We start from the raw sequence: 21,394 nt of genomic DNA, 5'->3' as shown, positions 1-21,394 counted from the left end.
GGCTAGAGTTCGAATCCCACGCCCTCCGCAGTATTGCGCCATGGAATCCGCCGAGATGATCGTGAGCCGTAGCTCACCGGATTCGTGAGCGCCCGCATCATCCACCATGGCGAGCGCCGTTCCGATTCGAGCGCGGGCGACACGCGTACGTCGCACGGTCGAGTGCCGGTGAGTACCCCGTCGCGGCTTTCGCAACTTTCGTGACGTCTGTTGAGCACGACTACCGAATGTGACGACGGAGGGTGCGGTCCGGTCTGCTGCCCTCTTAGCGTCGGCAGTGCACTCAGCCCCGATCACCCTCTGCTCGATTGAAGGACACAGCCATGAAGAGAATTCTCCGGAGCGCCGCCGTCGTCTCCGTCGCCGCGCTCGCCGTCGCGGGGCTCGCCGCCTGCGCGAGCGGCTCCTCGGCCGCGACCGCAGGCTCCGCCTCCGGCAAGAGCACCGTGTACTTCGGCGTCTCCGCTGCGGAGACCGGTCAGTACGCGCAGTACGGCGAGCAGTTCAAGGAGGCTTTCGACCTCGCCGTCGAAGAGGTCAACGCGAAGGGCGGCATCGACGGCCACCCGGTCGCGCTCAAGTACGAGGACTCGCAGTCCGACCCGAAGCAGTCGGTCGCGGTCGCGCAGAAGTTCGTGGGCGACGACAGCGTCAGCCTGGTGTTCGGCGACTACTCGTCGGCGGCCTCCATCCCGGCCTCTCCGATCTACACGGCGGGCAAGCTGTTGCAGTACGGCTTCAACAACTCGAACCCGGACTTCACCGCCAAGGGCACGCAGTACCAGTGGTCGACCTCCATCACCACGAGCGCGACCTACACCTGGACGGCCGACTACATCAAGAAGCAGGGCGTCAAGTCGGTCGGCGTGACCTACCTCAACACCGCCGACTGGGGCATCCCGGCGTTCAACGCGTTCAAGGCGGAGGCCAAGAAGATCGGACTGAAGATCACCGACGCGGAGGGCGTGCTCGACACCTCCGACGACTACCGCCCCTCGCTCACCAAGGCCGTGGCCGGCAAGCCCGATGCCTTCGTGCACATCGGCTACGGGCCGGACGCCGCGAAGCTGGTCACGCAGCTTCGCGCGATCGGCTACGACGGCACCTTCTACGGCGGCCAGGACGAGCAGTCGTTCGACGGCACCAAGGACGCCGCGGGCGCGATCAACGGCGCCGAGTTCCTCGCCTCCAACCCGGCGAAGGAGGTCCAGGACTTCGTCAAGGCGTTCCAGAAGAAGTACCCGCAGGAGACCGAGGTCACCGGATTCGAGGCCGGCGCGTACGACGCCCTCCACGTCGCGGTCGCGGCGGCCAAGCTCGGCGGCACCACCCGCGAGGGCATCCTGGCCGGCTTCAAGAAGGTGAAGGACGTGCCGAGCGTGGTCTACGGGAAGATCACCTTCGACCAGTCGACCCGCCGCGTGGCGTCGCCGCAGCTCACCCCGAGCATCCTGAAGGACGGGAAGTGGGTCGCGTACAACGGCTGAGCCGCTGAAGCGCACATCATGCTCGACACACTGATCGCCGGCCTGCTCCGAGGGAACGTCTACGCCCTCGGAGCGGTCGGCATCTCCCTGGTCTTCGGCGTCATGAACGTCGTCAACTTCGCCCAGTTCTCGTTCTTCGGGCTGGGCGCGATGCTGTCCTGGTTCTTCGTCGTCAAGCTGGGACTGCCGTTCTGGCTGGCGCTGATCGCGGTGCTCGTCATCTGCGGGGCGCTCGGCCTGCTGATCAACGCGACCGTGGTGCGCCCGCTGGCGAAATACCTGCCGCTGGCGGCGATGCTCAGCACCTACGCGATCTCCCTCATCCTCGACAACGCGTCGCAGGCTGCGTTCACGGCGCAGTTCCGCGTCTTCCCGGAGGTGCTGCCGACGTCCGACCTGCACATCGGCAATATGCGGTTCGGCACGTCGGACCTGGTGATGCTCGGCACGACCGCCGCAGTGATGGTCGTGATGACCGTCTTCCTGAAGTACGGCAAGGTCGGCCGGGCCATCCGGGCGACGGCGCAGGACCAGGAGGCCGCGCTGCAGATGGGCATCCCGGTCGGCCAGGTGCAGCACGTGTCGTTCGTGATCGCCTCGGCGCTCGGCGGTCTCGCGGGCGTCTTCATCGCGCTTTACGTGGGCGTCGCCAACCCCAGCTCGGGACTGGACGTCGGGCTCACCTCGTTCGTGGCGGCGACGCTCGGCGGTCTGGGCTCGCTCGTCGGTGCGGTGATCGGCGGGTTCGTGCTCGGCATCCTGGAGGCCTTCGGCATCCACTTCTTCGGCGACACCGCGCGCGAGATCATCGTCTTCGTCATCCTCATCGTCGTGCTGATCGTGCGCCCGGGCGGACTGTTCGGCAAGGTGCCGCTGATCTCGACCGAGCCGCTCACCGGCACCTTCCTCGGCAAGGGCCGGCCGCTGCGCATCCCGCGATGGATGTGGCCGCTCGCGTTCGTGGTGCTCGGGGTCGTGGTGCCGATTTTCGGCAACGACTACCTCGTGACCACGGGCACGCAGGTGCTCGTGTACGCGATCATCGCGGCCGGCTTCACCGTGACCGCGGGCCAGGCCGGCGTGCTCGCGCTGGGTCAGGCCGGCCCGATCGCGATCGGCGCGTACGCCTCGGCGCTGCTGACGCTCTACGTGCACGTGCCGTTCTGGGTGGCGCTGCCGCTGGCCGGTCTGGCCGCGGCCGTCGTCGCGTCGATCCTGGCGTCGCCGATCTGGGGCGTGAAAGGCCATTACGTGTCCATCGCCACGCTCGGGCTCGGGATCGCGATCGTCGCCGTGATCCAGCTGATCCTGCCGCAGGGGCTCTACAACATCCCGGTGCCGGAGTGGTTCGGGACGCCGCTGAACACACCGCAGGCGTACTACTGGATCGACTTCGGCGTGCTCGTGCTCACCCTGCTGGTGATGTGGAGGCTGCGCACCTCGCACCTCGGCAAGGTCATCTCGTCGGTCGGCTCCGACGAGGTCGCCGCACTGTCGTCGGGCGTGCGCGGCCGGGACTACAAGGCGCTCGCGTTCGCGGTGTCCGGCTTCTTCGCCGGGATCGGCGGCTCGCTGCTCGCCCACCAGTACACCTACATCGACCCGACCATCTTCACGATGCTGATGTCGCTGCTCGTGGTGACCATCGTGATCCTGGGCGGCGTCGGCCTCCCGTACGGCGCCGTAGTCGGCTCGATCGTGCTGATCGGCGCGATGGAGCTGCTCCGGTTCACACCCGAGCTGCGCATCATCGTCTACGGCCTGGTGCTGATCCTGGTCGTCCGCTTCCGCCCCGGCGGCATCCTGGTGAGGAACTCATGAGCGCGGCCACGCCCCCGATCCCGTCGCCGAACGGGACACTGCTGAGCGTCCAGAAGCTGGAGCGCCACTTCGACGGGCTGAAGGCCGTCGACGGCATCTCGTTCTCGGTGCACCGCGGGGAGGTCGTGTCGATCATCGGCCCGAACGGTTCGGGCAAGACCACCACCCTCAACCTCGTCACCGGCGCGATCCGGCCGAACGGCGGCACCATCACCCTCGACGGGGAGCGGATCGAACGCGCGGACAGCGCGCGCATCGCCGAGCACGGCATCGCGCGCACGTTCCAGAACGGGCGCGTGTTCGCGACGCTGTCGGTGGCCGACAACATCGAGGTCGGCCTCCACACCACCCTGCGGGCGCACCGCCCGTTCCGGCGACTGTCGAACCTGTTCCTGCTGCGCTGGATCCCGTTGCTCGCCGAGCTCTACATCGCGATCGTCGGCACCCCGGCCTCCCGTCGCGAGCGGGCCGCGATCGACGCCGCGGTGGAGGGCGAGATCGACCGGTTCGAGGCGCGCCTCGGCCCGCGCCGCGACGACCCGGCGTACTCGCTGAGCTACGCCAACCGCCGGCGCACCGAGATCGCCCGGGCGCTGGCCCTCGAGCCGCAGTTGCTGGTGCTCGACGAGCCCACGGCCGGCATGAACCAGTCCGAGACTGCCGAGGTGCTCGCGCAGTTGCTCGAGCTCAAGGCGGCAGGGCAGAGCATCCTCCTCGTCGAACACAAGCTCGACCTGGTCATGACGGTCTCCGACCGGGTGATCGTGATGGACGGCGGCCGCATCATCGCCGAGGGCCGACCCGACGAGGTGCGCCGCGACACAGCCGTGGTCGAGGCCTACCTCGGCCGGCGCCGCGGACTCGGAGGGGTGGACCTGGCATGACCGAACTGCTGGCACTGGAGGACGTGAACGTCTACTACGGACCGTTCCACGCGCTGCGCGGCAACTCGCTCACCGTGGGGGACGGCGAGATCGTCTCGCTGCTCGGCGGCAACGCGAGCGGCAAGTCCACCACGATGAAGACCATCCTGGGGCTCGTGCGACCGAAGTCGGGCACGGTGCGCTTCGCCGGCGCCGACATCACGAACGCCCCGACACGGCGCCGTATCGCGGGCGGCATCGCGTCGGTGCCGGAGGCGCGGCGGGTGTTCCCCGAGATGACGGTCGACGAGAACCTGATCGCCGGCGCCTACACGCGCCGGTCGCGGTCACGAGCCGACAAGGCCGCCATCGCCGAGGATCTCGACCGGATGCGCACGCACTTCCCGCGCCTGGCCGAACGCCGCAGACAGCAGGCGGGCACGCTCTCCGGCGGCGAGCAGCAGATGCTCGCGTTCGCCCGCGCGCTGATGAGCCGGCCGAGGCTCGTCTGCATGGACGAGCCCACGATGGGCCTCTCGCCCAAGCTCGTCGACCAGGTGCTCGACGAGATCGTGCGCATCAACACCGAGCTCGGCGTGGCCGTGCTGTTCGTCGAGCAGCAGGCCGAGCTGGCGCTCTCCATCGCCTCCCGGGGCTACGTGCTCGCGACGGGCGCGATCGTGCTGCAGGGCACGGCGCGCGAACTGCTCGACGACCCGCAGATCCAGGAGGCCTATCTGGGAAAGGCGGCCCGCGAATGACCGGACCCGCACAGCAGACCGACAGCGCGCGCCAGCGGCTGGGATTCTTCACCCGACTCCTCGACGACGGCACCGCGCTGCAGCGCTACCGAAACGCGCTCGACCAGTTCGTGCGTGCCGAGGAGGTGGGGCTCGACACGGTCTGGGTCGCGCAGCACCACTTCCACGCGGCCGAGGGCGGCCTCCCGTCGCCGTTCGTGCTGCTCGCCCAGGCAGCCGCGCTGACCTCCCGCATCCGGCTCGGCACCGGCATCGTGACGTTGCCGCTGGAGGCGCCGCTGCGGGTGGCGGAGGACGCCGCCGTGCTGAACCTGCTCTCGGGCGGCCGGCTGGAGCTCGGGATCGGCTCCGGCGGGACACCGTCGTCGTTCCCGCCGTTCGGGCATGACCCGGCCGACCGGGCGGCGATCTACGAACGGCACAGGGAAGCGCTGGTGTCCGCCCTGCGCGGCGAACAGCTGACCTCCGACGGCGGCGCCCTCTACCCGGCCGCGCCTGGGGTGCTCGATGTCGTCTGGGAGGCCACGTTCTCGGCAGAGGGAGCCGCCCGCATCGGCCGCCGCGGCAACGGCTTGATGCTCTCGCGCACGCAGCCGCGCCGGGAGTGGGACGCTCCCTCCTCTCCGCAGCTGCAGGAGGGGGTCGTCGACGCCTACCTGTCGGCCCTGCCGGACGGCGTCGCGCCGCGCATCCTGGCTTCCCGCTCGGTGCTCGTCGTCGATACCGAGGCCGAGGCCGCCTCCTGGCTCCGGCGAGGGATCGACCGCGGGCGCTCGTTCGTCGACTCCCAGGGGCTGGCGATCCCCGCCGGCACCACCGACGCCGAGCTGCTGGCCTGGCTCGACATCCACATCGGCACGCCCGACCAGGTACTCGCCACGCTCGGCGCCGACACGATCCTGGCCCGAGCGACCGACGTGGCGTTCCAGCCGCACCCGGTGGATCCGCCGCACGAGACCGTGCTGCGCTCCATCGAGCTCACCGCGGAGGTCGGGCGTCAGCTGCTCGACTGGTCGCCTGCCGTGCCGGCGGTCGCCGTGCGCTGAACCCGTTCCGCACCGATCCGACCCTTGAAAGGACCTCCATGACCACCGACGTCATCGACCAGCTGGTCGGCATCCGGCCGGGCGACCCGCTCGACATCCTGCGCGACCAGCGCCCCAACGCCCGCGCCAACGCGCAGGCGAGCTTCGACGCACTGTTCGACTCCGACGAGCTGTCGCAGGTCGCTCAGCGCGAGCGGCTGGCCCTCGCGTACTGGACGGTCGCGCTCTCGAAATCGCCCACCGCCTCGTTCTACCGCGACCTCCTGGCCGCCGAGGACGCCGGTCTGGTCGACGCGCTGGAGGCCGCGCTGCCCGGCGCACTCACCCACGGGCCGTACGGCGACTATCCCGCCGGCCCGCTGTCCGTCGAGAACGTCGTCGGCCTCCACTGGTCGCCGTCGGCCGAACTGGCCACCGCGGCGGGTCCGCGCCTCGCCGCCGCCCTCGCCCACACGCACCTGCTCGTCTACCGGCCGCGCGACGCGTCGGCCGACGCCCTCCAGGAGCTGCTCGACGCGGGTTGGTCGACCACCGGCATCGTCACGCTGTCGCAGCTCGTCGCATTCCTCAGCTTCCAGCTCCGCGTGGTCGCGGGGCTCACCGTCCTGAAAGGGGAGCTCGCATGAGCGACGCCATCATCCGCACCGAGATCGAGGCGCCGAACGTCTTCACGCAGGAGCAGCTCGGCTGGGAAGCCTGGCTCGAGCCGTTGCCGTTGGAGGAGCTCACCGAGCGCCACTACGACGGCCTGGTCGACAAGGGCCGTGCCAATAGCCCGTACTTCCGGCTGCTCGTGCGCGACCCCGAGATCCTCGGGGCACGCACCCGCACCGACAACGACATCTTCTACAACGAGAAGGGCGGCCTGACCCGCGCCCTCCGCGAGCTGTCGGCCACGGCGGCCTCCCGCACCAACGGCTGCATCTTCTGCGCCTCCGTGCACTCGCGGTTCGCCAGCCACCACTCCAAGCGGCCGGACGACGTGCAGCGCGTGCTCGATGAGGGCACCGCCGCGCAGCAGGACGACCCGCAGTGGCGGGCGGTGATCGACGCATCGGTGGCGCTCACACGCATCCCCGATGAGTTCGGTGCCGAGCATGTACGTGCGCTGCGGGAGGCCGGGCTGGACGATGTGGCCATCATCGACGCGATCAACGGCGCCGCCTTCTTCAACTGGGCCAACCGGCTCATGCTGTCCCTCGGCGAACCGACACCTCCGTCGGCGTGAATCCACGTCGACGCCGCGCCCGGGGGAGAATGGCCGGATGGAGCATCGCGGGAGAGTGTGGGGATCGGAGTCTCCCGAGGAGCCGCTTCTGGGTGGTGACGTGACCGACGGGATCGTGCGCTCGGGCGACACGGTTCGCCGGCCGAGGAGCGCGGCGTCCGAGCGGACCCGGGAATTGCTCGCCCACCTCGAACGCGTCGGTTTCCGTGGCGCGCCGCAGTTCCTCGGGATCGACGATCGTGGCCGTGACGTGCTGAGTTTCGTCGACGGGGAGGTCGCCGGACGGCCCGCGCCCGACTGGGTCGCCTCCGACGACCGCGCCGCGAGCGTCGCCTCCCTCCTGCGCGCCTACCATGATGCGGTCGCCTCGTTCGGTGTGCCCGACACGTTCGCAGACGCGGCCTCGCCGCTTCCGGCGGGTTCGCCGCCGCCGCTGCCGGTTCCGAACGAGCTCATCGGGCATCGCGATGTGACGCTGGAGAACGTCGTGTTCCGCGATGGCCTCGCGTGCGCTTTGATCGACTTCGACCTGGCCCGGCCGTCGTCCCGCGCCGACGACATCTGCAACATGCTGCAGTGGTGGGCGCCGTGGCAGCCGGTGCAGGACCGGCCCGAGGCGCTGGCGGACGTGGACGAGTGCGCGCGGGCGGCGTTGATGCTCGACGCCTACGGCCTGGACGAGTCCGCTCGGGCGCTCCTGGTGCCGCTCGCGCAGAACGCGGCCGAGCGCACCTGGTATTCGATGCGGCTGCGGGCCGAGCGCGACGGCGGCGGCTGGCGCCGCATGTGGGAGGCGGGAGCCGGCGAGTCGATCCGGCGCCGGCAGGCCTGGCTGCGCGAGAACGCGGACGCCCTCGCCGGCGCGGTCGGTCGACGATAGCCGCTCACGTCGCCCCGGCTGGGGATACCCCACATCAGGCGGCACCAGTTCTAGGTATTTCGGGGGCCCCGCGTGCGATCGGATACTGATTCCGTTGTAACGCATGAAACGAAGACGCCCAACGCGCCGACGTCCCGCCGCAGAAAGCCGACCCTGAAATGCCGACCACAGACACCATCACCGCCGAGCCGTCCCCGACGCCCGTCGCCGACCGGTGCGCGTTCTTCGACGCACCGCACGCCCACCTCTGGGAGTACACGAACGGGCACCTGGTGTGCGCGTTCTGCGACGAGAAGCGGCCGTTCACGCCGTAAGGCCGTGGCGCATCACACCGCCCGCTGCAGGTTCTCCGCGATCGCGTCGAGCGCGTCCTCGAGGGACTGCTGGATGCCGGGGATGTCCTCCGTCGTGTCGATGGTCAGTTCGGCCGCGCCGTCCGCGATCCGGAGCGACCCGCTGTAGTCGTGCGGGCCGGGCGCGGACCAGCGGATCTCCTTCGCGGCGAAGTCGGCGTCGAAGCGGGCTTCGGCCGTGACGGTCTCCTCCTCGCCGTCGCGGTCGGCGTCGACGTGGGCGGTGGTCTCCACCGTGCCGTCCGGCTGCTCGTGGGCGCTCACCATGTGCGGGAAGTACTGCGGCAGGTTCTCGGGGTCGGCGATGTACGAGAAGTAGGCGTCGGTGTCGCCGTCGATCGGCTTGGTCGCGGTGTAGGTCGTCATACCGGGGACGGTAGTCCGGGGTCCGAGGCGCCGAGAGGCGGTTGACCGCGGCGCGTGCGGGTGGTGCGGCCGTCCGCTCAGCTCGCGAGCTGCGCGCCGAGCATCGTCTCGGCGACGGCGACGATCAGGCGGACGACCTCCTCGTCGCTCTTCGTCCCGGCCAGGATGTCCATGACGAGGCCGTCCTCGAGGGCGACGAGCGCCCAGGGGATGTCGGCGGGATCCAGGCGCGGTGAGAAAGCGCCCTCCGCGACGCCGGCGTCGATGATCGTCCGGTAGATCTCAGCCTGGCGGCGGTCGAGGGCGTGGTCGGCGTCGTTGAGCCGCTCGTCGCGGATGCTCGCCGCCCAGAACTCGTAGAGGATGCGCGACTCGTCGCCCGCGATGCCACCCGTCGTTCCCGCCCGGATAGCGGCGACCATCCGGCCGGCGGGGGAGTCGGCCGCGGCCACCTCGGCGACGATGGTCTCGATGAAGCGGTCGCTCGCGGCGAACACGAGCTCTTCGACGATCTCGTTGAGACTGTCGAAGTAGTACAGCAGCGCGGAGGGCTCCATGCCGGCGGCCGTGGCGATCGCCCTCAGCGTCGTGCCGCTCGCCCCCTCGCGCACGGCGACGTCGCGCGCACGCTCGAGGATCTCGATGCGGCGCTCGGCGCGGCGATTCGGGCGGCCCATCCACCCATTCTGCCCCACGGCGGCGTCTCGGCCCGTCACCGGAGATCACTTTTTGAATCCGCTTCAAAAAACTCTTGACAGGTAGGGCGGACAGTTGTTTGAATGCCATTCAGATTTCTCCATCGACAACGACGACGAACCACAGGAGACGACATGATCCCCCAGCAAGCCGATCCACCCGGAACCGCGGGACACCCCGACAAGGGACTCCGCCCGAACGCGATCGGTCTCGGCCGGATCGTCGCTCTCGGACTCGCGGCGGTCGCGCCGGCGTACAGCCTCGCGGTGACGCTGGGCTACGTCGTCGGCGCGGTCGGATTCCAGACCCCCGCCGCCTTCCTGCTCGGCTTCGTCCCCATCCTCTTCACCGCCTTCGCCTTCCGCGACCTCAACGCGGCCATGCCCGACTGCGGCGGGGTCTTCGTCTGGATCTCGCGCGCCCTCGGACCGTTCTGCGGCTGGTTCTTCGGCGGCTGGGTGCCGCAGATCGCCACCTTCATCGCCACCGCGGCACTCGCCGAGGTGGCGACGGTCTACCTCCTGGACGCAGTCGGACTGGAGGCGCTCGCCGCCGACCCCGTCGCGACCACGTCCGGCGCCGTCCTGCTCATCGCGGTGAGCACGGCGATCGCCGTGCGCGGGATCGAACTGGCCGCGTGGGTGCAGTACGCGCTGATCGCCCTGCAGCTGCTCGTACGGACGCCAGGGGAACAGCTTGCGGTAGCGGGCCACGATCTCGCCCCGGGGGGAGACGGCGACGGCGGTGTTGAACAGTCGACCGTCGTCATCCCGCTCCACCAGCGTGCCCGGCACCAGCCACACGCCGAGCTCCCGCGCGAGCCGGCCGAGCCGGTCTGTCACCGGACCGGGGATGCTCGTGGCGGCGCGGGCGTCCGCGTCGGCGTCCTCGAGCAGCAGCGAGCCGGGTGCGGCGAGCAGGAGCTCGGGCACGACGATGAGGTCGACGTGCGGACGCAGCGCCACGACGCTGCGCACTTGGGCCTCGAACCGGTCCCAGGTGGCGTCGAGGTCGCCGGGGACGGGGATGGTCTGGACAGCGGCGATGGACAGAACGCGCATGGTCAGCGCTCCTCTCGGATTGCGGGAAGGGAGGTCGGTGCGCCCAGGTCGGGCTCCACCCGGTGCGGCTCAGAACTGCCGGGCTCGACAGGGTCCGCGATGACGAAATCGGTGTCGCCGTACCGCCCGACCGGGATCGTCCGCTTCGCGAAGAAGGCCGCGAACGCCGGCCGGACCGCGATGGTGACGACGACGCCGAGCACCAGGGCGCCGATTCCGATCCAGAAGACCGTCCCGATGCCGAGGATCGAGGCGCCGGCGTAGTCCGGCCGCGCCATGTCGATCGCGCTCGCGACGAAGGCGATCAGCATCAGCACGGCGCCCAGGCCGGGCAGGACTCCGGCCACCAGAAGCCGTCCGGGGTTGCGGCGCATGTCGGGTGCGAAGTAGACGATGGCCGCCACCGCGGTGGCCGCGTAGTAGGCGGCGATCATCACACCGATCGCCAGCACCGCCAGCCCGATGAAGTCCGTCGAGAGGAGGGTGAGCAGCACGACGGTCGCGCAGCTGATCCCGGCCCACCAGTAGGTGGCGACGTGCGGGGTGCGGTGGGTGCGATGAACGCGCGCGACCGCAGCCGGGAGGGCGCGGTAGGTGGCCATGCTGAGCCACGACCGAGGCGTCGACACGGCGACGGTGAAGAGGGCGGCCAGTGCGGAGAGCCCGATGGCGAGGGTGATCACGCGCCCGAAGACCTGTCCCGTGGACATCGGGCCGAGCACCGAGAGCACATCGGAGATCGCGTGCGGCGACGTGATGAGCCGGATGCCGCCGAACCCGAGGGCGGCGACCGACGCACCGCAGTAGAGCACGAGCAGGATGATCGTCGAGATGAGCACCGCACGTCCGGGCGTGCGCGAGCGTTCCGTCGTCTCCTCGTTGACCGAGATGAGCGAGTCCCATCCCCAGTAGATGAACAGGCAGAGGATGACGCCGGTGACCAGACCGCTCGGATCGGAGACGGCGAACGGGTTGAACCAGTCGAGGCTCGGCGCGGTTCCGGCGCCGGGAGCGGTGCCGTCGCCCATGGCGATGAAGGCGCCCACGCAGAAGCCGCCGATGGCCAGGACCTGCAGCCGGGCAGCGACTTCGTCACCTTCGACATCCCGGACATCGGGCGCATCGGCCTGGCCATCTGTTTCGACGGCAGCTTTCCGGAGGTGTCCCGGCAACTGGCGTGGCTCGGAGCGGAGGTCATCCTCCAGCCGACGCTCACCACCACCCGCGACCGCGAGATGGAGGTCGTGATGGCGCGGGCGAACGCCTTCGCCAATCAGGTCTACGTCGTCAACGTCAACGGCGCGGCGCCGATCGGGGTCGGGGAGAGTGTCGTGGTCGACCCGGAGGGCACGATCGTCCAGCACGCGGGAGGGGGCGAGGAGGTGCTGTTCGCCGTGCTCGACCTCGACAGGGTCTCGCTCGTCCGCGAGTACGGCTCGCACGGGATCAACCGGCCGTGGAGCCAGCTGGCGGACCAGTGCGCGATCCTCCAGTACCCGATGTTCGGCGGTGCGGAGGTCCGTCCGCCGTCGTGGGTGACGCCGCTGTAGCGCGGGACCGTGTCCCTACCCCGCTCGCTCCAGCTCCTGCACATCCCAGTACACGCACGCCACGAGCGAGTGCGCGGGGCACGCCCGCTCTCCCGCGCCGTCGGAGGTCGCGATGCGGTCGAACTCTCCGCGGGCCTTGCTCAGGAGGGCCGCGAACTCGGTCTCCGTCACCACGCACTGGTCGGTGGTCAGCCACTCGCGCAGCAGCGTCTCGACATCCTGGTGGTAGACGCGGGAGTCGGACCACACGCGCTGGACGATGCCGGCGATCTGGTCCTCCCGCGGGGCGGGCTGGGCGCCGTCCATCACGGGGAAGTGCGGGGGAGTCTTGGGCTTCTTGGCGCTCATGGCCTGGTCACTTCCCGGAACCCGCGCCGAGACCGGGAAGCTCCGGGTCGATCAGGTCGGCGTAGCCGGGGTTGCGCTGAATGAAGGAGGCCACGATCGGGCAGCGGACCGTGATCGTCTTGCCTTGCCGGCGCACCTCGTCCAGGACGCGGCGGATCAGCTCGCTCGCGACGCCCTGGCCGCGGTACTCCGGCAGCACCGACGTGGACAGCAGCACCAGGCGCGTCGCGCCCGATTCGGCGTAGGGCATGCCCGCGATGGCGGTGTCGCCGACGATGGCCGTGAACGTCTTCGCTTCCGTGTCGTCCACGACGGCGAACTCGAAGTCGGGCGTGTGGCCGTCGTCGACCTCCTTGATGAGGACGACCTGGTCCTCCGTGAGGGTGCCGACGCCGTCCGGGTAGCCGGCCTCGTCGGGGTATTCGAACGCGCTCATCTGCGGTGTTCCTCTCCTGATCGGATCTCGATGACGGTCTTGCCGTTCCGCCGCTCGGTGGGGTTCAGTGCGGCGACGGCGCCGGCGAGGGGCGCGACGTCGCCGATGTTCGTGCGCAGCCGGCCGTCGCGGACGCGCTGGACGATCTCGGTCAGCTGGGCGGGGATCGATTCGACCACGAAGTCGATCGACCGGCCGTCCTTCGGGCGTTCGCCGGCCAGGCCGGTGACGGTGACGAGCGTCCCTCCTGGGCGGATCAGGCGGGCGGACCGCTCCTGGATGTCGCCGCCGATGACGTCGAACACCAGGTCGACCTCCCCGACGTCCTCGAGGGTGTCGCCGCCGAGGTCGACGAACTCGTGTGCGCCGAAGTCGAGCGCCTTCTCGCGGTCGGCGGAGCGACCCGTGCCGATGACGTAGGCGCCGGCCTCGCGGGCGAGCTGGGTGACCATCGTCCCGACCGCCCCGGCCGCGCCGTGCGCGAGCACGGTCTGGCCCGAGACGAGCCGGCCGTGGTCGAACAGGCCCTGCCAGGCGGTGAGACCCGAGATCGGGAGGCTGGCGCCGACGGTGAAGTCGACGTCGCCGGGCAACGGCGCGAGGTTGCGCGATTCCACGGCCACATACTCCGCCAGTGTGCCGTCGCGGTGCCAGTCCGAGATTCCGAACACCCGTTGCCCGACGGTGAGGCCCGTCGTGCCGTAGCCGAGGGCGGTGACCACGCCGGCGAGCTCGTGTCCGATGACCGACGGCGCGCGGTCGCGGCCGGCGCGATCCCGCCACGTCGACGGCCAGCCCACCTCGGTCGGGACGAAGCCGGAGGCGTGCACCGCCACGACCACGTCGTTGATCGCGGGGGAGGGATCGGGGACCTCGGTCAGCCGGATGCCGGCCGGACCCTCGGCTTGGTCGTTCACCACGAGCGCCTTCATGAGCACACCTTCCGTCGGAGGCTCCATCCTAAACACGAATTGGACGGATTCGTCCAGTATTGACTCGGGGGAGCTCAGCGGGCCGAGAGCGACTCGATGTGCGCGATCGCCATGTCGAGCGAAGCGGCCATCGGTGCGGTGTCGCGCGCGTTCTGGGCCAGGACGTAGCCGCCCTGCAAGGCTCCGAGCAGGCCCGTCGCGAGCTGCTCGACGGGCGCCGCCGGCGGGAGCGTCCCGTTCTCCTGCATCCGCCGCAGCGCGTCCGCCAGGAGCGTCTGCCACTCCTCGAACAAGGCCACGAGCGACCGGCGCGCGACGTCGTCGTGGTCGGAGACCTCCGACGCGAGCGACCCGAGCGCGCAGCCGTAGGCGCCGTGCCGCAGCGCGTTGCTCTCCACCAGCGCGTCGCGCCAGCCGCGCAGTCCCGCGATGGTCGAGACCCGGCCGAGGGAGTCCCGCTCGCGCAGGATGACCCGTTCGCCCATCAGCGCGACGACCGCCCGCACCACCTCGTCCTTGCCGGCGAAGTGGTGGTACAGCTGCGACTTGCTCACCCCGCTGGCGGCGACGACATCCTCGAGCGAGGTCGCTCCGACGCCCCGGGTGAACATGAGCTCGGCGGCCGCGTCCACGATCTTCGACCGCGTCTTCGCGCCGCGCGCCGTCAGGCGTCTGCCCGGGGTCGAGTCGGCGACGGTGGTCATCGCCCCATGCTACTTATCGAGGTGGCCTGGCGCCTGGACCGGATCACGCCTCCAGCCGCCGCGGCAGGCCCAGCCATGCGCCCGCGCCCGGATCGAAGTGCGTCACCTCGTCCACACGCCCACCGGCGAGCCCGATCACCAGCACGCCGACGAGGTGGAGGCCTCCCGAGACCGGATCGCGCACGTACTCGCCCCAGGCGGGCTGGCCGTTCGCGCCGGTCGGCACCATCCGCTCGATGGTGCGGCGATGGCCGGTCATCGGACCGAAGAACGCGGCAGCGGCGGCGGGGCCGTGGTACTCGAACGGCAGCGGTGGCATCCGCACCCAGACGTCGTCCGTCATCAGCGCCACGAGGTCTTCGACCGCGCCGGAGGTGAACGCGGTCACGAAGCGCTCCAGCAGCTCCGGGTCGGGGTCGATCGGGGCGGTCGTGGGCGGAGCGGCGGCGAGGGCGGCGCGGGCGCGCTTCAGCGAGCCGTTCACGGAGTCGACCGTGACGTCGAGGAGGGCGGCGGCCTCCGACGCGGGGTAGCCGAGCACGTCGCGGAGGATGAGGGCCGCGCGCTGGGAGGGCGGCAGCAGCTGCAGCGCGCGGGTGAAGGCGAGGGTGACGGCCTCCCGGGACTCGTAGCGGGCCTCCGGGCCGGGGACGTCGGCGGGCAGGTTGTCGAGCAGGGAGTCGGGGTAGGGCTCCAGCCACGACACCTCGCCGAGTGCGGTCGGGCGGGCGATGGGAGGCTCGACCTCCTGCGGCCGGCGGCGTCCGGCGCGCAGCAGGTTCAGGCAGCGGTTCGTTGCGATGCGGTACAGCCAGGTCCGCAGCGAGGACCGTCCTTCGAAGCCGGCCAGGCCGAGCCAGCCGCTGAGCAGAGTGTCCTGCACGGCGTCCTCGGCATCCTGCACCGAGCCGAGCATCCGGTAGCAGTGCACGTGCAGCTCGTGGCGGTGGGGCTCGACCAGCGCGTCGAACGCGGCGCGGTCGCCGTCGAGCGCGTCGTGGAGCAGATCCTCGTCCATGGTCACCATGCCCTCCCGGCGATCCGATTCTGGTCGTCCGCCTCCCTGGTGTCGACACCGGCTGCGCCGCGAACCGGTCGCGGAGGGTGTGACCAGTTTCCGCGCCGGGCGGCGTCTACCCGGGTGAATCGGAATCCGCGGGTCGACGACCCGCGCAACGAACGGAGAATCCCATGACCACGCAGACCGCCACCGACTACACCGTCACCATCGACCTCGCCCGCAGCCCGGACGACGTCACCGCCGCCATCGCGGACGTCGGCCGCTGGTGGCTCGGCGACGTCACCGGCGCGGCCGACCACGTCGGAGCCGAGTTCACCTACCGCTACCGGGACCTCCACGACAGCACGCAGCGCGTCACCGTGCTCGAGCCGGGCCGCCTCATCGTCTGGGACGTGATCGACAGCGAGCTCGGCTTCGTGGAGGAGCCCGACCCGTGGACCGGGACGCGCATCGTGTTCGACCTCCAGCCGTCCAGCGACGGGACGCGCCTGACCTTCACCCACGAGGGTCTGACGCCGGCGAAGGAGTGCTACGACGCGTGCTCCGCGGGCTGGGACCACTTCGTCGTCGGCAGCCTGCGCAGATTCGCGGAGACCGGCGCAGGCCTGCCGCTCTGACCGAGGCCGCCGATCAGCCGACGCAACTCGGCCGGTAGGACGGGTCGGCCGGGCCGTTCGGGACACTGAGGGCCTCCAGTACGAGCTGCTGGACCACCGGATCGTTGGGCGTCTGGTCGTGCTCGATCGGGTCGGCCGGGCAGTCGTTCTGGATCACGGTGTTGGTGACCTGTGCCGGAGAGCCGCTCAGAGCCTGGCTCTGATACGGCGTCACCACCTCGTCGTGGGTCGTCGAGATGACGGTGTAGCTCGGTCCCTTCACCGTGTCGCCGATCGAGTTCAGCTTCTGCAGGAACGCCGAGCCGGCGGTCTGGTCGGCGCACGCCGGGCACGCGGTCGGCGACGCGCCGGTCAGGGCGGGGAGCCCGTCCGGGCCAGGGACGATCACACCCTGCGTGCCGTGATTGGACGGCGCGATGCCGATCAGCTGGTCCACCTTGGGAGCCCCGCCGAGGAAGCCCAGATAGTAGCGCGGCATCATGCCGCCCTGGCTGTGCCCGACGAGGTCGACCTGCCGTGCCTTGGTCGCGGCGAGCACCGCGTCCACGAACGGCGAGAGTTGCTGTGCGGACTGGGCGATCGGGCCGGACGCGTCGACGCCGTTGTACTGCCCGTAGTCCAGGGCGAACACGCAGTAGCCGGCCTGCTTGAGCACGGGGGACATGGTGGCCCAGTTCTTCGCCATGCTCTCGAACGTCCCCGGCACCAGGATGACGGGGTACGGGTGGGCGGCAGACGGCACGCACGACCAGTCGTTGGCGCCGGGGGGCGAGACGGAGATGGTGTCCGCCTGGGCAGGCAGCGCGATCGCCGCCGATCCGAGGGCGGCCGCGGCGGCGGCGACGAGCAGCTTCTTCAGTAATGACATCGGTACCTCTTCATCGGGGCGCGAGTGATGCCGCATCACGGTAGACGCGGTGGTGGTGGCGTCAATGCGTTCGCAGACCCTCGGGAGGATTCGCCCAGGGGTCGCGCAGGTGGATGTTTGTAATTCGATCTGGACTTAATTAAGCAGACGCTGTAACGTGTGTTTCGTGCCCACTCCCACCATCGCCTTCGCCGCACTGGCCGACCCGACTCGGGCGGCCATCGTCGACCTGCTCGCCCGGCGTGGCGAGCTGGCGGCCGGGGGGATCGGCGCGGAGTTCACATCCAGCGCGTCCGCCATCTCCCAGCACCTCAAGGTGCTGCGCGAGGCGGGGCTGGTGACCGTGGAGAAGCGGGCGCAGCAGCGGGTCTACCGGCTGGACGCGTCGGCGCTCGCCGGGGTGGAGGGCTGGCTGGCCTCCCGCGCGCGGCAGTGGAACGCGCGTATGGACAAGCTGGCGGCGCACATCGAGAAGACATCAGCCTCAATGGCACAAGACAGGGGAGAACTCTCATGACGAACGAGACCACGGACATCGTGGTGCGCCGCATCCTGAACGCGCCGGTGGAGACCGTGTGGCGGCTGTGGACCGACCCCGAGCTGGTCACCGAGTGGTGGGGTCCGCAGGACTACACCTCGCCGTCCGCGCAGGTGGACCTGCGCGAGGGCGGATCGTATGTGTTCAGCATGCTCGCGCCCGACGACCAGGGCGGCGCCGAGAGCTTCACCGGCGGCGTCTACACCGCGATCGTGCCGCACGAGCGGCTGGAGTTCACGCAGAGCATCACCGACGAGGACGGCGTGCCGCTGCCCGGCGACCAGCTGCCCGAGGGGTTCACGCAGAACATCCGCACGGTGGTGGAGTTCGCCGACGTGAACGGGCTGACCGAGCTGACGATCACCGAGAGCGGCTGGTCGCGGAGCCTCATGTCGGTGTTCGCGTACGCGGGCATGCACCAGTCGCTCGACAAGCTGACGACGGATGTGCTGCGCGCGATGACGGAGACGGCCGCCTGATGGAGATGCGGCTGGAGCTCGTCCCGCTGCCGGTCTCCGACGTCGACCGGAGCAAGGCGTTCTACGCGGACACGATCGGCTTCGTGCTCGACCACGACGTGCAGCCGGGCAACGGGATGCGGATCGTCCAGCTCACCCCGCCCGGCTCGGCCTGCTCGATCGCGTTCGGCACCGGGATGGGCACCGGGACGCCGTCGGATGGGACGGTCAGCGGCCTCCACCTCGTCGTGGACGACATCGCGGCGGTGCGCGACGAACTCGTGTCGCGCGGCGCCGAGATCGGGGAGATCCGGGACATGGGCGGCGTGAAGTTCGCGTACTTCAGCGACCCGGACGGCAACACGTGGGAGCTGCAGGACCTGACCGGGCTCGCGGGCTAGCCGGCCGCTGCGGCGCCCCTAGCCGGTGCGGCGGGTGCGCCTCCGCGCGATCCCAACCACGATCAGGACCACGCCGACCACCAGGAGGACCACGCCGACGATCCCCCAGAACGATGACCCGCTCATCGCGGACCCGCCGAGCACATTGGTGCCCTGCAATGTCCAGACGAGACCGATCGCGGCGAGGATGATGCCGGGGACGAGAAACGGCCAACTGCGCTTCATGGGGCTCACACTACGACGCGGACCGCGGGTCCTGAGTGCCGGATCGCGTCACGGCCTGCCTGGGTCTATGGCCGTCCGGGCCACTCCCGCCCGGCCCACGGGTCGTAGTCGGCCACGAGGGCACCCTGCTCCGGCCGGTCGGCCTCCGGGACGTGCTGGAGGTTGATCCGCACCCGATACCACTGCGAGCTCGACCCGCGCATCCCGTCCAGCAACTCGTCGGCCGGGTGCAGCAGCTCCGCGACCTCCCGATGCGCGGCCTTCCACTCGTCGAGCGCCGCCAGCGCCTCCGGCTTCGTCTTCGTCCGCGCCACCTCGATCAGCGGCATCTGCGAGACCCGGCGGCCCGCGCCGTCGCCGGCCCGCGGCGGCTTCTCGGCGGGGCCGAGCCGCTTCGCCAGGGCGAGGAGGCCGTCCAGCGATCCCGCGGCGTCGTCGATCCCGGCGTGCGGGTCGCCAACCTCGGCGAACCGGTCGGGCACCGTCAGCACCGTGAACTCCTCGGGCCGGCGTGCGCGCACCTCGTCCCAGTCGAGCGGGGTGGACACGCGCGCGTCCGGCAGCGGCCGGATGGAGTAGGCGGAGGCCACCGTGCGGTCCTTGGCGTTCTGGTTGAAGTCCACGAAGACGCTCTCGCCGCGCTCCTCCTTCCACCAGCGGGCCGTCGCCAGCCCCGGCGCGCGGTTCTCGACCTCGCGCGCGAGCGTCTCGGCCGCCAGCCGCACGTCGGCGAACCCCCAGTCGGGCGCGATCCGGACGAGGATGTGGAGGCCGCGCGAGCCGGAGGTCTTCGGCCACCCGACGAGCCCGTGATCCTCCAGCACCTCCCGCGCGACGAAGGCGACATCCACGATCTGCGACCAGTCGACGCCGGGCATCGGATCGAGGTCGACCCGCAGCTCATCGGGATGGTCGAGGTCCTCCGCGCGCACCGCGTGCGGGTTCAGGTCGAGACAGCCGAGGTTGGACACCCAGGCGAGCCCCGCGGCGTCGCGGAGGACGGCCTCCTCGGCGGAGGTCCCGCGCGCGTAGTGCAGGGTCGCGGTGTCGATGAAGTCGGGATGCCCCTCCGGCACGCGCTTCTGGAAGAACGGCTCCTGCGTGAGCCCCTTCACGAAGCGTTTCAGCACCATGGGCCGTCCGCCCGCGCCGCGCAGCGCGCCGTCGGCGACGGCGAGGTAGTAGCGCGCGAGGTCCAGCTTGGTCAGCCCGGGCTCCGGGAACACCACTTTGTCGGGGTTCGAGATGCGCACCTCGTGACCGGCGGCCTCCAGAAAAGCCTCGGACTTCGACGACGGGGTCATGCGGCCAACGTAGCGGGGAGGGGCGGGTGGGGCCAGGGCCGCGTCACCTCACTGCAAACAGAACTCATTCCCCTCCGGGTCGCGCATCATGATCGCGAACTCCGGGTATGGTCCCCACGAGCCGTCGAGCACCTGCTCCACCGTCGCGCCCAGCCCCACGAGCCGGGCGGCCTCGGCCTCCACTTCCTCGCGGGTCGCGTGGCGGTCGGCCGAGGGCGTGATGTCGATGTGCATCCGGTTGCGCTGGCGCTTCTCGTGCTGGTAGCGGGTGAAGTAGAAGCGCTGGTGGGACGGGTCCTCGTCCCAGGCGACCGCGCGCGCTGCGAGGTCGTCGTCGGTCAGGCCCGCGGCGCGGAGCTCGGCCTCCTCTTCGGGCGTCAGCCACTCCGGCTCGGGGTAGCCCATGACGGCGGCCCAGAACCGGGCGAGGGCGGCGGGGTCGGCGGCGTGGAAGGTGACGTTCGCGATCCGTGCGGTCATCCTCCGGAGTGTAGCGGCTGGCGGTTTCCACACCTAGACACGGCCGACGCGTGGCCCTAGACAGGACCTGTGCCGGTGTCGCCACTCGACCATCCATCCCTCTTCACTCTCTAGGAGTATTCGCCATGCCGCACTTCACCACTTCAGACGGAACCGAGCTGTACTACACCGATCAGGGCTCCGGCCGTCCCGTCCTCTTCTCGCACGGATGGCCGCTCAGCTCGGACGCCTGGCAGGTCGAACTGAAGGTCTTCGCCGACGCCGGCTACCGGGTCATCGCCCACGACCGGCGTGGACACGGCCGGTCGTCGCAGACATATACCGGAAACGATATGAGCACCTACGCGAGCGATCTCGCCCAGCTCGTCGACCACCTCGACCTGCGGGACCTCGTGGTCGTCGGCCATTCCACCGGCGGCGGGGAGGTCGTCCGCTACGCCGCGCAGCACGGCGCCGAGCGGGTGCGCGCCGTCGTCACGGCCGGTGCGGTCCCGCCGCTCATGCTCAAAACGGAATCCAACCCCGAGGGCACCCCGCTGGAGGCTTTCGACGGCATCCGCGCGAACGTCCTGCACGACCGCTCGCAGTTCTGGAAGGACCTCGCGCTGCCGTTCTACGGCTTCAACCGGGATGGGGCCGCGGTCTCGCAGGGTCTCATCGACGACTTCTGGCGGCAGGGGATGCTGGTCAACCTCGCAGCGGCCTACGACTGCGTGAAGGCGTTCAGCGAGACCGACCAGACGGCCGACCTCCAGGCACTCGACGTCCCGATCTTCATCGCGCACGGCGACGACGACCAGATCGTGCCGATCGTCGCGGCGGCGGAGAAGTCCATCAAGCTGGTGAAGGACGGGACGCTCAAGGTCTATCCCGGGGCGTCGCACGGGATCCACGGCGCCTACCAGGAGGAGCTCGACAAGGACATCCTCGCGTTCATCGCGTAGCCCCTC

At 70.3% G+C, this 21,394-nt stretch carries 27 protein-coding genes and 2 pseudogenes; 16 read left to right on the top strand and 13 right to left on the bottom strand.

Annotated features, from left to right (window positions below; all coding sequences use genetic code 11):
- Nucleotides 1-323 precede the first annotated feature (323 nt).
- The 9 genes from F1C12_RS12850 (at nucleotide 324) to F1C12_RS12810 (ending at nucleotide 8,400) form a co-directional block, all read left to right on the top strand.
- On the top strand, nucleotides 324-1,487 hold the full coding sequence (locus tag F1C12_RS12850; RefSeq protein WP_185275385.1) for an ABC transporter substrate-binding protein: 1,164 nt from the start codon (nucleotides 324-326) through the stop codon (nucleotides 1,485-1,487).
- Between the two features lie 18 nt (nucleotides 1,488-1,505).
- The gene (locus tag F1C12_RS12845; RefSeq protein WP_185275384.1) at nucleotides 1,506-3,308 is read left to right on the top strand and encodes an ABC transporter permease; all 1,803 of its coding nucleotides are present in this window, start codon (nucleotides 1,506-1,508) and stop codon (nucleotides 3,306-3,308) included.
- A complete protein-coding gene (locus F1C12_RS12840; protein ID WP_185275383.1) occupies nucleotides 3,305-4,192 on the top strand; it encodes an ABC transporter ATP-binding protein in 888 nt (295 codons plus the stop codon). Before F1C12_RS12845 ends, F1C12_RS12840 begins: the two co-directional genes overlap by 4 nt.
- Nucleotides 4,189-4,932 (top strand): ABC transporter ATP-binding protein, encoded by a 744-nt coding sequence (locus tag F1C12_RS12835; protein ID WP_185275382.1) that lies wholly within the window; start codon nucleotides 4,189-4,191, stop codon nucleotides 4,930-4,932. The genes F1C12_RS12840 and F1C12_RS12835 overlap by 4 nt, the downstream gene beginning before the upstream one ends.
- Complete coding sequence (locus tag F1C12_RS12830) at nucleotides 4,929-5,978, top strand: putative FMN-dependent luciferase-like monooxygenase (RefSeq protein ID WP_185275381.1); 1,050 nt, start codon at nucleotides 4,929-4,931, stop codon at nucleotides 5,976-5,978. The genes F1C12_RS12835 and F1C12_RS12830 overlap by 4 nt, the downstream gene beginning before the upstream one ends.
- Before the next feature lie 38 nt (nucleotides 5,979-6,016).
- Entirely contained in the window at nucleotides 6,017-6,604 is a 588-nt protein-coding gene (locus tag F1C12_RS12825; protein WP_185275380.1) for a CMD domain protein, read from the top strand.
- Entirely contained in the window at nucleotides 6,601-7,206 is a 606-nt protein-coding gene (locus tag F1C12_RS12820; protein ID WP_185275379.1) for an alkylhydroperoxidase domain protein, read from the top strand. Before F1C12_RS12825 ends, F1C12_RS12820 begins: the two co-directional genes overlap by 4 nt.
- A 100-nt stretch (nucleotides 7,207-7,306) precedes the next feature.
- Nucleotides 7,307-8,086, top strand: coding sequence for a phosphotransferase (locus tag F1C12_RS12815; protein WP_185275378.1), 780 nt, complete (start codon nucleotides 7,307-7,309; stop codon nucleotides 8,084-8,086).
- Between the two features lie 158 nt (nucleotides 8,087-8,244).
- Nucleotides 8,245-8,400: a hypothetical protein gene (locus tag F1C12_RS12810; protein WP_185275377.1), complete on the top strand. Its 156-nt coding sequence runs from the start codon at nucleotides 8,245-8,247 to the stop codon at nucleotides 8,398-8,400.
- Between the two features lie 12 nt (nucleotides 8,401-8,412).
- Here F1C12_RS12810 and F1C12_RS12805 read toward each other — a convergent pair whose 3' ends face one another.
- Together F1C12_RS12805 and F1C12_RS12800 are read right to left on the bottom strand one after the other, a co-directional pair.
- Nucleotides 8,413-8,805, bottom strand: coding sequence for a hypothetical protein (locus tag F1C12_RS12805; RefSeq protein WP_185275376.1), 393 nt, complete (start codon nucleotides 8,803-8,805; stop codon nucleotides 8,413-8,415).
- A 77-nt stretch (nucleotides 8,806-8,882) separates the two neighbouring features.
- The gene (locus tag F1C12_RS12800; protein ID WP_185275375.1) at nucleotides 8,883-9,482 is read right to left on the bottom strand and encodes a TetR/AcrR family transcriptional regulator; all 600 of its coding nucleotides are present in this window, start codon (nucleotides 9,480-9,482) and stop codon (nucleotides 8,883-8,885) included.
- A gap of 102 nt (nucleotides 9,483-9,584) precedes the next feature.
- On the opposite strand from F1C12_RS12800, the pseudogene F1C12_RS12795 reads away from it, so the two are divergent.
- Nucleotides 9,585-10,115 (top strand): annotated as a pseudogene (locus F1C12_RS12795) (hypothetical protein); the annotation flags it as partial.
- A 69-nt stretch (nucleotides 10,116-10,184) separates the two neighbouring features.
- Here F1C12_RS12795 and F1C12_RS12790 read toward each other — a convergent pair.
- Both F1C12_RS12790 and F1C12_RS12785 read right to left on the bottom strand, forming a co-directional pair.
- A pseudogene (locus F1C12_RS12790) lies at nucleotides 10,185-10,562 on the bottom strand (carbon-nitrogen hydrolase family protein); the annotation flags it as partial.
- Between the two features lie 2 nt (nucleotides 10,563-10,564).
- Nucleotides 10,565-11,608: an amino acid permease gene (locus F1C12_RS12785; RefSeq protein ID WP_258045882.1), complete on the bottom strand. Its 1,044-nt coding sequence runs from the start codon at nucleotides 11,606-11,608 to the stop codon at nucleotides 10,565-10,567.
- On the opposite strand from F1C12_RS12785, the gene F1C12_RS12780 reads away from it, so the two are divergent.
- On the top strand, nucleotides 11,516-12,112 hold the full coding sequence (locus F1C12_RS12780) for a carbon-nitrogen hydrolase family protein (protein WP_258046257.1): 597 nt from the start codon (nucleotides 11,516-11,518) through the stop codon (nucleotides 12,110-12,112). The genes F1C12_RS12785 and F1C12_RS12780 overlap by 93 nt on opposite strands.
- Nucleotides 12,113-12,127: 15 nt before the next feature.
- Here the strand turns inward: F1C12_RS12780 and F1C12_RS12775 are convergent, their stop codons facing one another.
- From F1C12_RS12775 to F1C12_RS12755, 5 genes are all read right to left on the bottom strand, one after another.
- Nucleotides 12,128-12,460, bottom strand: a complete 333-nt coding sequence (locus F1C12_RS12775) for a hypothetical protein (RefSeq protein ID WP_185275374.1) — start codon at nucleotides 12,458-12,460, stop codon at nucleotides 12,128-12,130.
- A 7-nt stretch (nucleotides 12,461-12,467) separates the two neighbouring features.
- Nucleotides 12,468-12,896, bottom strand: coding sequence for a GNAT family N-acetyltransferase (locus F1C12_RS12770; RefSeq protein ID WP_185275373.1), 429 nt, complete (start codon nucleotides 12,894-12,896; stop codon nucleotides 12,468-12,470).
- A complete protein-coding gene (locus F1C12_RS12765; protein ID WP_185275372.1) occupies nucleotides 12,893-13,828 on the bottom strand; it encodes an NADP-dependent oxidoreductase in 936 nt (311 codons plus the stop codon). The genes F1C12_RS12770 and F1C12_RS12765 overlap by 4 nt, the downstream gene beginning before the upstream one ends.
- Nucleotides 13,829-13,902: 74 nt before the next feature.
- Nucleotides 13,903-14,532, bottom strand: a complete 630-nt coding sequence (locus tag F1C12_RS12760) for a TetR/AcrR family transcriptional regulator (protein WP_185275371.1) — start codon at nucleotides 14,530-14,532, stop codon at nucleotides 13,903-13,905.
- A gap of 43 nt (nucleotides 14,533-14,575) precedes the next feature.
- Entirely contained in the window at nucleotides 14,576-15,550 is a 975-nt protein-coding gene (locus F1C12_RS12755; RefSeq protein WP_185275370.1) for an RNA polymerase subunit sigma-70, read from the bottom strand.
- A gap of 173 nt (nucleotides 15,551-15,723) precedes the next feature.
- Here F1C12_RS12755 and F1C12_RS12750 point away from each other — a divergent pair, with 173 nt between their 5' ends.
- Nucleotides 15,724-16,170 (top strand): SRPBCC family protein, encoded by a 447-nt coding sequence (locus F1C12_RS12750; protein ID WP_185275369.1) that lies wholly within the window; start codon nucleotides 15,724-15,726, stop codon nucleotides 16,168-16,170.
- Between the two features lie 13 nt (nucleotides 16,171-16,183).
- On the opposite strand, the gene F1C12_RS12745 is transcribed toward F1C12_RS12750, so the two are convergent.
- Entirely contained in the window at nucleotides 16,184-17,038 is an 855-nt protein-coding gene (locus F1C12_RS12745) for a lipase family alpha/beta hydrolase (RefSeq protein WP_185275368.1), read from the bottom strand.
- Between the two features lie 166 nt (nucleotides 17,039-17,204).
- On the opposite strand from F1C12_RS12745, the gene F1C12_RS12740 reads away from it, so the two are divergent.
- Genes F1C12_RS12740 through F1C12_RS12730 form a run of 3 tightly spaced genes read left to right on the top strand, consistent with a single transcriptional unit; the run spans nucleotide 17,205 to nucleotide 18,435 of the window.
- Nucleotides 17,205-17,555 (top strand): ArsR/SmtB family transcription factor, encoded by a 351-nt coding sequence (locus tag F1C12_RS12740; protein WP_219732612.1) that lies wholly within the window; start codon nucleotides 17,205-17,207, stop codon nucleotides 17,553-17,555.
- A complete protein-coding gene (locus tag F1C12_RS12735) occupies nucleotides 17,552-18,055 on the top strand; it encodes an SRPBCC family protein (RefSeq protein WP_185275367.1) in 504 nt (167 codons plus the stop codon). Before F1C12_RS12740 ends, F1C12_RS12735 begins: the two co-directional genes overlap by 4 nt.
- Nucleotides 18,055-18,435, top strand: coding sequence for a VOC family protein (locus F1C12_RS12730; RefSeq protein ID WP_185275366.1), 381 nt, complete (start codon nucleotides 18,055-18,057; stop codon nucleotides 18,433-18,435). The genes F1C12_RS12735 and F1C12_RS12730 overlap by 1 nt, the downstream gene beginning before the upstream one ends.
- An 18-nt stretch (nucleotides 18,436-18,453) precedes the next feature.
- Here the strand turns inward: F1C12_RS12730 and F1C12_RS12725 are convergent, their stop codons facing one another.
- The 3 genes from F1C12_RS12725 to F1C12_RS12715 form a co-directional block, all read right to left on the bottom strand.
- Nucleotides 18,454-18,660, bottom strand: coding sequence for a hypothetical protein (locus tag F1C12_RS12725; RefSeq protein ID WP_185275365.1), 207 nt, complete (start codon nucleotides 18,658-18,660; stop codon nucleotides 18,454-18,456).
- A gap of 65 nt (nucleotides 18,661-18,725) precedes the next feature.
- Nucleotides 18,726-19,964 carry a DNA polymerase domain-containing protein gene (locus tag F1C12_RS12720; RefSeq protein ID WP_185275364.1) on the bottom strand — a complete coding sequence of 413 codons (1,239 nt, stop codon included), beginning with the start codon at nucleotides 19,962-19,964 and terminating at the stop codon, nucleotides 18,726-18,728.
- A 48-nt stretch (nucleotides 19,965-20,012) separates the two neighbouring features.
- Complete coding sequence (locus F1C12_RS12715) at nucleotides 20,013-20,444, bottom strand: VOC family protein (RefSeq protein WP_185275363.1); 432 nt, start codon at nucleotides 20,442-20,444, stop codon at nucleotides 20,013-20,015.
- A 125-nt stretch (nucleotides 20,445-20,569) separates the two neighbouring features.
- On the opposite strand from F1C12_RS12715, the gene F1C12_RS12710 reads away from it, so the two are divergent.
- Nucleotides 20,570-21,388, top strand: coding sequence for an alpha/beta fold hydrolase (locus F1C12_RS12710; RefSeq protein ID WP_185275362.1), 819 nt, complete (start codon nucleotides 20,570-20,572; stop codon nucleotides 21,386-21,388).
- The last annotated feature ends 6 nt before the right edge of the window (nucleotides 21,389-21,394 follow it).

This window comes from Leifsonia shinshuensis, from assembly GCF_014217625.1.
Taxonomy (GTDB): domain Bacteria; phylum Actinomycetota; class Actinomycetes; order Actinomycetales; family Microbacteriaceae; genus Leifsonia; species Leifsonia shinshuensis_A.
Note: the sequence above shows the minus strand (reverse complement) of the source record. Positions and strands in the feature narration are given on the sequence as shown.

Bases quoted from the DNA above. Each gene is read 5' to 3' on its own strand.
- F1C12_RS12850 (WP_185275385.1), top strand. From the start codon at position 324: ATGAAGAGAATTCTCCGGAGCGCCGCCGTCGTCTCCGTCGCCGCGCTC.
- F1C12_RS12845 (WP_185275384.1), top strand. From the start codon at position 1,506: ATGCTCGACACACTGATCGCCGGCCTGCTCCGAGGGAACGTCTACGCC.
- F1C12_RS12840 (WP_185275383.1), top strand. From the start codon at position 3,305: ATGAGCGCGGCCACGCCCCCGATCCCGTCGCCGAACGGGACACTGCTG.
- F1C12_RS12835 (WP_185275382.1), top strand. From the start codon at position 4,189: ATGACCGAACTGCTGGCACTGGAGGACGTGAACGTCTACTACGGACCG.
- F1C12_RS12830 (WP_185275381.1), top strand. From the start codon at position 4,929: ATGACCGGACCCGCACAGCAGACCGACAGCGCGCGCCAGCGGCTGGGA.
- F1C12_RS12825 (WP_185275380.1), top strand. From the start codon at position 6,017: ATGACCACCGACGTCATCGACCAGCTGGTCGGCATCCGGCCGGGCGAC.
- F1C12_RS12820 (WP_185275379.1), top strand. From the start codon at position 6,601: ATGAGCGACGCCATCATCCGCACCGAGATCGAGGCGCCGAACGTCTTC.
- F1C12_RS12810 (WP_185275377.1), top strand. From the start codon at position 8,245: ATGCCGACCACAGACACCATCACCGCCGAGCCGTCCCCGACGCCCGTC.
- F1C12_RS12805 (WP_185275376.1), bottom strand. From the start codon at position 8,805: ATGACGACCTACACCGCGACCAAGCCGATCGACGGCGACACCGACGCC.
- F1C12_RS12800 (WP_185275375.1), bottom strand. From the start codon at position 9,482: ATGGGCCGCCCGAATCGCCGCGCCGAGCGCCGCATCGAGATCCTCGAG.
- F1C12_RS12775 (WP_185275374.1), bottom strand. From the start codon at position 12,460: ATGAGCGCCAAGAAGCCCAAGACTCCCCCGCACTTCCCCGTGATGGAC.
- F1C12_RS12770 (WP_185275373.1), bottom strand. From the start codon at position 12,896: ATGAGCGCGTTCGAATACCCCGACGAGGCCGGCTACCCGGACGGCGTC.
- F1C12_RS12765 (WP_185275372.1), bottom strand. From the start codon at position 13,828: ATGAAGGCGCTCGTGGTGAACGACCAAGCCGAGGGTCCGGCCGGCATC.
- F1C12_RS12760 (WP_185275371.1), bottom strand. From the start codon at position 14,532: ATGACCACCGTCGCCGACTCGACCCCGGGCAGACGCCTGACGGCGCGC.
- F1C12_RS12755 (WP_185275370.1), bottom strand. From the start codon at position 15,550: ATGGACGAGGATCTGCTCCACGACGCGCTCGACGGCGACCGCGCCGCG.
- F1C12_RS12750 (WP_185275369.1), top strand. From the start codon at position 15,724: ATGACCACGCAGACCGCCACCGACTACACCGTCACCATCGACCTCGCC.
- F1C12_RS12745 (WP_185275368.1), bottom strand. From the start codon at position 17,038: ATGTCATTACTGAAGAAGCTGCTCGTCGCCGCCGCCGCGGCCGCCCTC.
- F1C12_RS12735 (WP_185275367.1), top strand. From the start codon at position 17,552: ATGACGAACGAGACCACGGACATCGTGGTGCGCCGCATCCTGAACGCG.
- F1C12_RS12730 (WP_185275366.1), top strand. From the start codon at position 18,055: ATGGAGATGCGGCTGGAGCTCGTCCCGCTGCCGGTCTCCGACGTCGAC.
- F1C12_RS12725 (WP_185275365.1), bottom strand. From the start codon at position 18,660: ATGAAGCGCAGTTGGCCGTTTCTCGTCCCCGGCATCATCCTCGCCGCG.
- F1C12_RS12720 (WP_185275364.1), bottom strand. From the start codon at position 19,964: ATGACCCCGTCGTCGAAGTCCGAGGCTTTTCTGGAGGCCGCCGGTCAC.
- F1C12_RS12715 (WP_185275363.1), bottom strand. From the start codon at position 20,444: ATGACCGCACGGATCGCGAACGTCACCTTCCACGCCGCCGACCCCGCC.
- F1C12_RS12710 (WP_185275362.1), top strand. From the start codon at position 20,570: ATGCCGCACTTCACCACTTCAGACGGAACCGAGCTGTACTACACCGAT.